9 protein-coding genes and 2 pseudogenes are annotated in these 7,329 nt (G+C 61.8%); 5 read left to right on the forward strand and 6 right to left on the reverse strand.

Going from position 1 to position 7,329, the window contains the following annotated elements:
• Nucleotides 1–114 (reverse strand): annotated as a pseudogene (locus tag ACMWKK_RS25520) (IS110 family transposase); the annotation flags it as partial.
• Between the two features lie 149 nt (nucleotides 115–263).
• On the opposite strand from ACMWKK_RS25520, the gene ACMWKK_RS25525 reads away from it, so the two are divergent.
• From ACMWKK_RS25525 to ACMWKK_RS25540, 4 genes are read left to right on the forward strand one after another with little or no spacing between them, the layout of a single operon-like run.
• Nucleotides 264–1,946, forward strand: coding sequence for a Mu transposase C-terminal domain-containing protein (locus ACMWKK_RS25525; RefSeq protein WP_010791757.1), 1,683 nt, complete (start codon nucleotides 264–266; stop codon nucleotides 1,944–1,946).
• 2 nt (nucleotides 1,947–1,948) lie between these two features.
• Nucleotides 1,949–2,857 (forward strand): TniB family NTP-binding protein, encoded by a 909-nt coding sequence (locus tag ACMWKK_RS25530; protein ID WP_000393453.1) that lies wholly within the window; start codon nucleotides 1,949–1,951, stop codon nucleotides 2,855–2,857.
• Complete coding sequence (locus tag ACMWKK_RS25535) at nucleotides 2,854–4,071, forward strand: TniQ family protein (RefSeq protein ID WP_011405615.1); 1,218 nt, start codon at nucleotides 2,854–2,856, stop codon at nucleotides 4,069–4,071. Before ACMWKK_RS25530 ends, ACMWKK_RS25535 begins: the two co-directional genes overlap by 4 nt.
• A 60-nt stretch (nucleotides 4,072–4,131) precedes the next feature.
• Complete coding sequence (locus tag ACMWKK_RS25540) at nucleotides 4,132–4,746, forward strand: recombinase family protein (RefSeq protein WP_010981357.1); 615 nt, start codon at nucleotides 4,132–4,134, stop codon at nucleotides 4,744–4,746.
• A gap of 38 nt (nucleotides 4,747–4,784) precedes the next feature.
• On the opposite strand, the gene ACMWKK_RS25545 is transcribed toward ACMWKK_RS25540, so the two are convergent.
• From ACMWKK_RS25545 to ACMWKK_RS25565, 5 genes and pseudogenes are all read right to left on the reverse strand, one after another.
• On the reverse strand, nucleotides 4,785–5,105 hold the full coding sequence (locus ACMWKK_RS25545) for a DUF3330 domain-containing protein (protein WP_010981356.1): 321 nt from the start codon (nucleotides 5,103–5,105) through the stop codon (nucleotides 4,785–4,787).
• A gap of 15 nt (nucleotides 5,106–5,120) precedes the next feature.
• Complete coding sequence (gene merE / locus ACMWKK_RS25550) at nucleotides 5,121–5,357, reverse strand: broad-spectrum mercury transporter MerE (RefSeq protein ID WP_005413392.1); 237 nt, start codon at nucleotides 5,355–5,357, stop codon at nucleotides 5,121–5,123.
• Nucleotides 5,354–5,719, reverse strand: a complete 366-nt coding sequence (merD, locus tag ACMWKK_RS25555; RefSeq protein WP_031942307.1) for a mercury resistance co-regulator MerD — start codon at nucleotides 5,717–5,719, stop codon at nucleotides 5,354–5,356. Before merD ends, merE begins: the two co-directional genes overlap by 4 nt.
• 111 nt (nucleotides 5,720–5,830) lie before the next feature.
• The gene (merB, locus tag ACMWKK_RS25560) at nucleotides 5,831–6,469 is read right to left on the reverse strand and encodes an organomercurial lyase MerB (RefSeq protein WP_000761850.1); all 639 of its coding nucleotides are present in this window, start codon (nucleotides 6,467–6,469) and stop codon (nucleotides 5,831–5,833) included.
• Nucleotides 6,470–6,483: 14 nt separating this feature from the next.
• Nucleotides 6,484–6,696, reverse strand: a pseudogene (locus ACMWKK_RS25565) (mercuric reductase); the annotation flags it as partial.
• A gap of 70 nt (nucleotides 6,697–6,766) precedes the next feature.
• Here ACMWKK_RS25565 and ACMWKK_RS25570 point away from each other — a divergent pair.
• The gene (locus ACMWKK_RS25570; protein ID WP_010981353.1) at nucleotides 6,767–7,201 is read left to right on the forward strand and encodes a mercury resistance transcriptional regulator MerR; all 435 of its coding nucleotides are present in this window, start codon (nucleotides 6,767–6,769) and stop codon (nucleotides 7,199–7,201) included.
• Nucleotides 7,202–7,329: the final 128 nt, after the last annotated feature.

Here is a 7,329-nt window from a genome sequence, read left to right on the forward strand (position 1 = left end):
CAACTTTGGCCGGGTAAATTTTTTACGGTAAACAGCCTTCCCGCGACGATCCTGGCAATGAATATGGAAAGAGTTTTTACCCAGATCGATACCAATGAGCGCAATGTTTTCCATGATAGTTGTCATTTTCAGAAGACGACTGCACCAATTGACGGGGCGTAACGCCAGATGTGCAGGCGACTCCTGACAACGCAATATCAGAAGTCATCTGCACCAATCTCGACTATGCTCAATACTCGTGTGCACCAAAGCGAGGTGTGAGCATGGCGTCAGACACATCATTGATTGCCGAGCAAGGCGTGGCCACCCTGCCCGATGCGGCTTGGGCGCAGGCCCGGCAACGGGCGGAAATCATCGGGCCGCTGGCAGCGCTTGATGTGGTCGGGCATGAAGCCGCCGATGCCGCTGCTCACGCGCTTGGCCTGTCCAGGCGGCAGGTGTATGTCCTAATCCGCCGTGCCCGGCAAGGTGCTGGGCTTGTGACGGACCTGGCTCGCAGCCGATCCGGCGGCGGAAAAGGCAAGGGACGCTTGCCGGAATCAGTTGAGCGCATCATCCGCGAGTTGCTGCAAAAGCGCTTCCTGACCAAGCAGAAGCGTAGCCTGGCAGCGTTCCACCGCGAGGTCGCGCAGGCTTGCAAAGCGCAAAAGCTGCGGGCGCCGGCGCGCAACACCGTGGCTCTGCGGATCGCCGGCCTCGATCCGCTCAAGGCCACTCGCCGCCGGGAAGGTCAGGATGCGTCCCGCAGCCTGCAAGGTGTCGGTGGTGAGCCTCCCGCCGTGACCGCGCCACTGGAACAAGTGCAGATTGATCACACGGTCATCGACCTGATCGTGGTGGACGAGCGCGACCGGCAACCGATTGGCCGTCCGTATCTGACCATCGCCATCGACGTGTTTACCCGCTGCGTGCTCGGCATGGTCGTCACGCTGGAAGCGCCGTCATCTGTTTCGGTCGGCCTGTGCCTTGTGCATGTCGCCTGCGACAAGCGTCCCTGGCTGGAGGGTCTGAACATAGAAATGGAGTGGCCGATGAGCGGCAAGCCCAGGCTGCTCTACCTGGACAACGCGGCCGAGTTCAAGAGCGAAGCGCTACGCCGAGGCTGCGAGCAGCATGGCATCCGGCTTGACTATCGCCCGCTCGGGCAGCCGCACTACGGCGGCATCGTGGAACGGATCATCGGCACGGCGATGCAGATGATCCACGACGAATTGCCAGGGACGACCTTCTCCAACCCTGACCAGCGCGGCGACTACGATTCCGAAAACAAGGCCGCCCTGACGCTGCGTGAGCTGGAGCGCTGGCTCACATTGGCGGTCGGCACCTACCACGGCTCCGTGCACAACGGCCTGCTCCAGCCGCCGGCAGCGCGCTGGGCCGAAGCTATCGCGCGGACCGGCGTGCCAACCGTCATCACTCGCACCACGGCTTTTCTGGTCGATTTTCTGCCCATCATCCGCCGCACGCTGACCCGCACCGGCTTCGTCATCGACCACATCCATTACTACGCCGATGCGCTCAAGCCGTGGATAGCTCGGCGCGACCGCTTGCCTGCGTTCCTGATCCGGCGCGACCCGCGCGACATCAGCCGCATTTGGGTGCTGGAGCCGGAGGGGCAGCACTATCTGGAAATTCCATACCGCACCTTGTCGCACCCGGCTGTCACCCTCTGGGAACAACGACAGGCGCTGGCGAAATTGCGGCAGCAAGGGCGCGAACAGGTGGATGAGTCGGCGCTGTTTCGCATGATCGGCCAGATGCGCGAAATCGTGTCCACCGCGCAGAAAGCTACGCGCAAGGCGCGGCGCGACGCGGATCGACGCCAGCATCTCAAGGCAACGGCAGTTCTTTTCAAAACCACGCCACCACCGGACGCGGACATGGCTGACCCGCAGGCAGACAACCAGCCACCTGCCAAACCGTTCGACCAGATTGAGGAGTGGTAGCCGTGGAAGAATATCCCATCATCGACTTGTCCCACCTGATGCCGGTGGCCCAGGGCTTGGCCCGTCTTCCGGCGGACGAACGCATCCATCGCCTTCGCGCTGACCGCTGGATCGGCTATCCGCGAGCAGTCGAGGCGCTGAATCGGCTGGAAGCCCTGTATGCGTGGCCGAACAAACAACGCATGCCCAACCTGCTGTTGGTCGGTCCAACCAACAACGGCAAGTCGATGATCGTCGAGAAATTCCGCCGCACCCACCCGGCCAGCTCCGACGCCGACCAGGAGCACATTCCGGTACTGGTCGTGCAGATGCCATCCGAACCGTCGGTAATCCGCTTCTACGTCGCGCTACTTGCCGCGATGGGCGCGCCATTGCGCCCGCGCCCACGGCTGCCGGAAATGGAGCAATTGGCGCTGGCACTGCTACGCAAGGTCGGCGTGCGCATGCTGGTGATCGACGAATTGCACAACGTCCTGGCCGGCAACAGCGTCAACCGCCGGGAATTCCTCAACCTGCTGCGTTTCCTCGGCAACGAGCTGCGCATCCCGCTGGTCGGGGTCGGCACACGCGATGCCTACTTGGCGATCCGCTCGGACGACCAGTTGGAAAACCGCTTCGAGCCGATGATGCTGCCGGTGTGGGAGGCCAACGACGATTGCTGCTCACTGCTGGCCAGCTTCGCGGCTTCGCTCCCGCTGCGGCGACCCTCGTCGATTGCCACGCTGGATATGGCCCGCTACCTGCTCACGCGCAGCGAGGGCACCATCGGCGAGCTGGCGCACCTGTTGATGGCGGCGGCCGTCGCTGCCGTGGAGAGCGGTGAGGAAGCGATCAACCATCGCACGCTCAGCATGGCCGATTACACCGGTCCCAGCGAGCGGCGGCGGCAATTCGAGCGGGAACTGATGTGAAGCCAGCGCCACACTGGCCACTGCATCCGGCTCCCAGGGAAGGCGAAGCCTTGTCTTCGTGGCTCAACCGCGTGGCCCTTTGCTATCACATGGAGGTGTCCGAGCTGCTGGAGCACGATCTTGGTCACGGCCAGGTTGATGACCTGGACACCGCGCCACCACTGGCGCTGCTGGCGATGCTCTCCCAGCGGAGCGGCATCGAGCCGGACCGGCTGCGTTGCATGAGTTTCGCCGGCTGGGTGCCTTGGCTACTGGACAGCCTTGATGATCAGATTCCAGATGCATTGGAAACCTATGCGTTCCAGCTCTCGGTGCTGCTGCCGAAACTCCGCCGTAGGACGCGATCCATCACGAGCTGGCGTGCCTGGCTGCCCAGCCAGCCGATACATCGCGCCTGCCCGCTCTGTCTGAACGATCCGGAGAACCAAGCCGTACTGCTCGCGTGGAAGCTGCCCCTGATGCTGAGCTGCCCACTGCATGGCTGCTGGCTGGAATCCTATTGGGGCGTGCCAGGGCGGTTTCTCGGCTGGGAGAACGCCGACGCCGAACCGCGCACTGCCAGCGACGCGATTGCGGCGATGGACCAGCGTACCTGGCAGGCACTGACGACCGGCCACGTGGAGTTGCCGCGCCGACGCATCCACGCCGGATTGTGGTTTAGGCTGCTACGCACGCTGCTCGATGAGCTGAACACCCCGCTTTCGACGTGCGGCACCTACGCGGGGTATCTCCGCCAAATCTGGGAATGCTGCGGGCATCCGCTGCGTGCTGGGCAAAGTCTGTGGCGACCGTATGAAACCCTGAACCCGGCAGTACGGTTGCAGATGCTGGAGGCGGCGGCAACGGCAATCAGCTTGATTGAGGTGAGGGATATAAGCCCGCCAGGCGAGCACGCAAAGCTATTCTGGTCCGAGCCCCAAACCGGGTTCACCAGTGGCCTGCCGGCGAAAGCGCCGAAGCCCGAACCCGTCGATCACTGGCAGCGTGCAATCCAGGCCATTGATGAGGCCATCATTGAAGCACGACACAACCCCGAGACGGCACGCTCGCTGTTCGCGTTGGCTTCCTATGGTCGGCGCGACCCCGCTTCCTTGGAACAGTTGCGCGCCACCTTCGCGAAGGAAGGCATCCCCCCGGAATTTCTGTCACATTATGAGCCTAGCCTACCCTTTGCATGCCTTAGACAGAATGACGGGTTAAGTGACAAATTTTGACGTGCAGAGCTTCCCGATGCAAACTGTCACATAATCGAACGTATATGTGACAGGTACAAGATGCTGATTGGCTACATGCGAGTATCGAAGGCGGATGGCTCCCAGGCGACGGACTTGCAGCGCGATGCGCTGGTCGCGGCCGGTGTTGATCCGGCGCATCTCTATGAAGACCAAGCGTCCGGAAAACGCGAGGATCGTCCCGGTCTGGCGAGCTGTCTGAAGGCACTACGGCCAGGCGACACGTTGGTCGTTTGGAAACTGGATCGGCTCGGGCGCGACCTGCGCCATCTGATCAATACCGTCCATGACCTGACCGGACGCGGCATCGGCCTCAAGGTGCTGACCGGGCACGGCGCGGCCATTGACACCACGACCGCCGCCGGCAAGCTGGTCTTCGGTATCTTCGCCGCGCTGGCCGAGTTCGAGCGCGAGTTGATCGCCGAGCGCACCGTGGCGGGCCTGGCCTCAGCACGGGCACGCGGCCGGAAAGGCGGCCGGCCGTTCAAGATGACCGCCGCCAAGCTGCGGCTGGCGATGGCGGCAATGGGGCAGTCAGAGACCAAGGTCGGCGACCTGTGCCAGGAACTTGGCATCACGCGGCAGACCCTGTATCGGCATATTTCACCCAAGGGCGAGCTACGTCCAGATGGCGAGAAGCTACTCAGCCGAATTTGATGCCGACATGAGGCGACGTAGCGAAAGCGTGGTTTGTCTCAATTTGACGGCGGCGAACCGCAAGCGTTCGGTTCGCCGCTCGTTTCGGTCGCAGTGCTGGCCCGCGCCTGGAAACGTTGATAACACTCCAGCCCGCAGAAGTGCTCGACGTACTCCGCGCCTTCCGGTGTGAAGGCGGCATCGAGCGGAATTTCCTTGCAGCACACGCAGCAACTGGTGGCGGTCGGATCATTTGCATTCATGGTGGCACCCCTCCATTGACTGACGAAGACGGCGAATGCCGCCGCCGGCATCGGCTTTGCGAACAGAAAGCCTTGCCCGCGCTCGAACGCTTGGGCCCTCCGCCGTAGTCCATCCATCCGGCCGGGAAGCGCTCATGATCTTTCCCTGAATGCCCGCAACGCCCGCGCCAGTGACAGAAGAAACAGGCCGGTCAAACCGAGCGCCGTGATGACCCAATACTCGACAAGGAATGCACCGGCGGTTGTGCCGGCCAGCACGGCAGCGAGGATGGACAGGTGGCAGGGGCAAGTCAGCACGGCCAGCGTGCCCCACAGGTAGCCGGTGAACGGTTTGTGCGTCTCGGCCGGCATGCGCTCGGGGCTGTTCATGGCAAACTCTCCGCATGCTGTGCCGGCGCGGTCGGCATGGCGGCCAACTGCACTTCCAGATTGGCCAACGCTTCGCGCCGGCGTTCGACGAACTGACGCAGCACAGCAAGCTGCGCGGCAGTTTCATCGCAGTTCGCCGCATCCAGCGCCCGGCACAGCCGCGCCAATGCGCCGAGGCCGATGCCCGCCTCGAAGGCGGCCCACACGAAGCACAGTCGCTGCAAGGCGGCGTCATCGAACAGGCCGTAGCCACCCGTGGTGCAGGCGACTGGCCGCAGCAATCCGCGCAGCAGGTAGTCGCGCACGATATGCACGCTCACCCCGGCATCAAGGGCCAGCCGGGACACCGTGTAGGCGTTCATCGAACACCTCCTTTTGGTCGGTTCACGGCAATGCATATACCGTTTCGCCGAGTTCAATCCGCGCGCTGCGAATCCGATGCCGGTGCCGTAGAACATTGGGTCGATATCCGATCACGGTGTCCTAGATGACATGGTCTGCAACAGATGTCGATTAAACTCCTGGCCCAAGCCGAAAGCCTCGTGGACACTGACGATCGCCAATCCTTCCAATCCTTGATGCTTGGAGGCCCAGTCTTCCGCCGTCGGGACAGATGCAAAGAAATGTACATGGCAACAGAAGGACTGACGAACGTCGGCTGCTTCCTGCGGCAATACCAAGGACACCGCCATGCCGGCAGGTTCGACAGCCTGTATCTCGCTGGGTGAAACCGTGAGTGAAACGGGTGCTCCGGTTGCAGCGCAATGCGATGAGACGCGAGCTGTACGGCCGATCAGCGCCGGAAATATCAAGGTGTCCAGCGCGCACCAGGCATACAGACGGCGGTCGTCAATTTCAAAGACATACGAAGTCTCGCGCAAGGTGAGGCCGTAGCCGATGATGTTCCCATCTTTGTCATATTCGGTACTGGTGGCCTGTTCGAGTACGGCGGCCACTCGCTCAGCGGGCCAGTCGAGAATCCCGGCAAGTGTCGTTCGTGAAACCGGACGCCCCTTGGCGAGTTCCCGCAGTAGCGGGACCAAGAGATCCGCAGTACCATTGGTACGATTGACCGAAGTGAGACGTTCTAAAATATATGGGGCGAGCTTCATGGTTCCATCTCCTTTCATCCTGCGCAGCAGGACAATTGTTTGACATCCTTGGTGAAGGTCTGCGCCGCGAGCTTCAGCCCCTCGACCATCGTCAGGTAGGGGAACAACTGGTCAGCCAGTTCCTGTACGGTCATGCGGTTACGGATCGCGAGCACCGCCGTCTGGATCAGCTCGCCCGCTTCCGGGGCCACTGCCTGTACCCCAATGAGTCGTCCGCTACCTTCCTCGGCTTGTCCTTTCGAATTTGAATTGGATAGCGTAACCTTACTTCCGTACTCATGTACGGAGTCAAGCGGTATGGAAAATAATTTGGAGAACCTGACCATTGGCGTTTTTGCCAAGGCAGCCGGCGTCAACGTGGAGACCATCCGGTTCTATCAGCGCAAGGGCTTGTTGCCCGAGCCGGACAAGCCCTATGGCAGCATTCGCCGCTATGGCGCGGCGGACGTGACACGGGTGCGATTCGTGAAATCGGCCCAGCGGTTGGGCTTCAGCCTGGATGAAATCGCCGAGTTGCTGCGGCTCGACGATGGCACCCACTGCGAGGAGGCCAGCAGCCTGGCCGAGCACAAGCTCCAAGACGTGCGCGAGAAGATGGCCGATTTGGCGCGCATGGAGGCTGTGCTGTCTGACCTGGTGTGCGCCTGCCATTCGCGGCAGGGGAATGTTTCGTGTCCGCTGATTGCGTCGTTGCAAGGTGGAACGAGCTTGGCAGGGGCTTCCACAGCTTAGCGTGCTTTATTTAATGAGATGGTCACTCCCTCCTTCCCAGTACTATGCTGAGGACAGGCTTTCATTCGGAGAACCATCATGGAAAACATTGCGCTTATTGGTATCGATCTGGGTAAGAACTCTTTCCA

The sequence above is a fragment of the Enterobacter sp. 01-M-03-SI-ECC genome (assembly GCF_047530215.1).
Taxonomy (GTDB): Bacteria; Pseudomonadota; Gammaproteobacteria; order Enterobacterales; family Enterobacteriaceae; genus Enterobacter; species Enterobacter chengduensis.

Coding starts and splice junctions, on each gene's coding strand:
- ACMWKK_RS25525 (WP_010791757.1), top strand. CDS start 264: ATGGCGTCAGACACATCATTGATTGCCGAGCAAGGCGTGGCCACCCTG.
- ACMWKK_RS25540 (WP_010981357.1), top strand. CDS start 4,132: ATGCTGATTGGCTACATGCGAGTATCGAAGGCGGATGGCTCCCAGGCG.
- ACMWKK_RS25545 (WP_010981356.1), bottom strand. CDS start 5,105: ATGGATGGACTACGGCGGAGGGCCCAAGCGTTCGAGCGCGGGCAAGGC.
- merE (WP_005413392.1), bottom strand. CDS start 5,357: ATGAACAGCCCCGAGCGCATGCCGGCCGAGACGCACAAACCGTTCACC.
- merD (WP_031942307.1), bottom strand. CDS start 5,719: ATGAACGCCTACACGGTGTCCCGGCTGGCCCTTGATGCCGGGGTGAGC.
- merB (WP_000761850.1), bottom strand. CDS start 6,469: ATGAAGCTCGCCCCATATATTTTAGAACGTCTCACTTCGGTCAATCGT.
- ACMWKK_RS25570 (WP_010981353.1), top strand. CDS start 6,767: ATGGAAAATAATTTGGAGAACCTGACCATTGGCGTTTTTGCCAAGGCA.